This window comes from Streptomyces atriruber (genome assembly GCF_001418325.1).
GTDB classification, from domain to species: domain Bacteria; phylum Actinomycetota; class Actinomycetes; order Streptomycetales; family Streptomycetaceae; genus Streptomyces; species Streptomyces atriruber.
Window position 1 is genome coordinate 1 of record NZ_LIPN01000487.1, and the last position, 1,428, is coordinate 1,428.

Below are 1,428 nucleotides of genomic sequence, written 5' to 3' on the forward strand. Positions count from 1 at the left end.
TGGCGAGGCGGACCAGGTCGGCCTTCGGGGTGCCGAGGGGCAGCTGGTTCGTCGCGTAGGCGAGCGGAGCGCAGACGGACTTGTCGACCTTCATCTGGTCCTGGGACGTGGCGAACGCGTACTTCGCGTCGGGCTTCTTGACCGTGAAGCCCTTGACCTCGTTGGCGGTGAGGGCGGCACGGCGCAGTTCGGCGGCCGGGTCCGGGGTCTTCTCCGGCGCCTTCGCCGGTTCCCCGGACTTTCCGGTGGCGGAGTCCGAGGACGAGGAATCCGAGTCGGAGTCTCCGCAGGCGCTCAGGACCATGAGGGACGCGAGGGCGAGAGCGGGCGCGGCCAGGGCGGTTCGGGTCCGCTTCATGAGGGCGGGGGCTCCTGTCGTGGGACGTGCGTCGGCGTGCTTCGGCGTGCGTCCGCGGCACTCTACTGTGCGGGTGACTCAGCAGTCACAGGCGGTACGACTCCCCCCGCGCCCTCGACCGAACCCCCGGTCCCTGTCAGCCCAGCGGGACCGACCGGCGTCGGACGAGCCCCCACTGGTAGGCGATGGAGACGAGCTCCACCCGGTTGCGGGCGCCCAGTTTGGCCATGATGCGGCAGGCCCGGGTCTTGGCGGTGGTGCAGGAGAGGAACAGCTTCTCGGCGATCTCCTGGTTGGAGAGGCCGGTGCCGATCAGTACCAGCATTTCCCGTTCGCGCGGCGTGAGGCCGTCCAGAGGAATTTCCGGGGCCCGCTCGCGCAGGACGCATTCGTCGATGACCCGCTGCACGATGCGGGGAGACAGGTGTGCCTGGCCCTGGGAGACCACGCGGATCGCGCGCAGCAGTTCGTCGGGCTCGGTGTCCTGGAACAGGAACCCGCACGCGTGCGCCGCGAGCGCGTCGAACACCTGCGAGTCGGCGGTCGGCGCGGCCATCGCGAGGACGCGTACGCCGGACAGTTGGGGGCGGGCCGAAATGCGACGGGTCGCCTCGATGCCGCTCATGACGGGCAGTTGTGGGTTCATCAGGACGACGTCCGGGCGGAGCCGCTCGGCGAGCTCCACGGCTCGGGCACCGTCGCCGGCCTCCCCCACCACCTCTATGTCCGGCTGCGCGGCCAGCAGCGTGGCGCAGCAGGTGCGCAGCAAGGCGTCGGTGTCCACGAGGAGCACGGAGATGCTCATGGCGTCTACTCCCTAGGCGAGCGGCGAGTAACGGGCAGCGAGTGACGTGCGGGGCGGGTATGACCACCGCAGCGCGGCCTCTCGGAGGTCGGATCCGCCGGGGGACGGTGGTGGAAGGGCGAAGTGCTGTCTCGCTGTACTGACGAACCAGGACGGGGAGATGTGAGGCGGTCGCCGCCGCGCTCGTCGACTCTGGCTCAAAGTCGGTCAACTTCCGCGCGGCGGCGGGAGTCGGAGTGAAGGGCATGCCGACCGCCCGTCCGTG

The 1,428-nt window shown here is 70.3% G+C and carries 1 protein-coding gene and 1 pseudogene; both read right to left on the bottom strand.

From position 1 onward, the window contains the following. Positions 1-358, bottom strand: a pseudogene (locus AOK03_RS36735) (hypothetical protein); the annotation flags it as partial. Positions 359-494: 136 nt separating this feature from the next. After that, a complete protein-coding gene (locus AOK03_RS36740; protein WP_055569720.1) occupies positions 495-1,163 on the bottom strand; it encodes a response regulator in 669 nt (222 codons plus the stop codon). Positions 1,164-1,428: the final 265 nt, after the last annotated feature.

Excerpts from the sequence above, each read along its gene's own strand:
- AOK03_RS36740 (WP_055569720.1), bottom strand. The coding sequence starts at position 1,163 with ATGAGCATCTCCGTGCTCCTCGTGGACACCGACGCCTTGCTGCGCACC.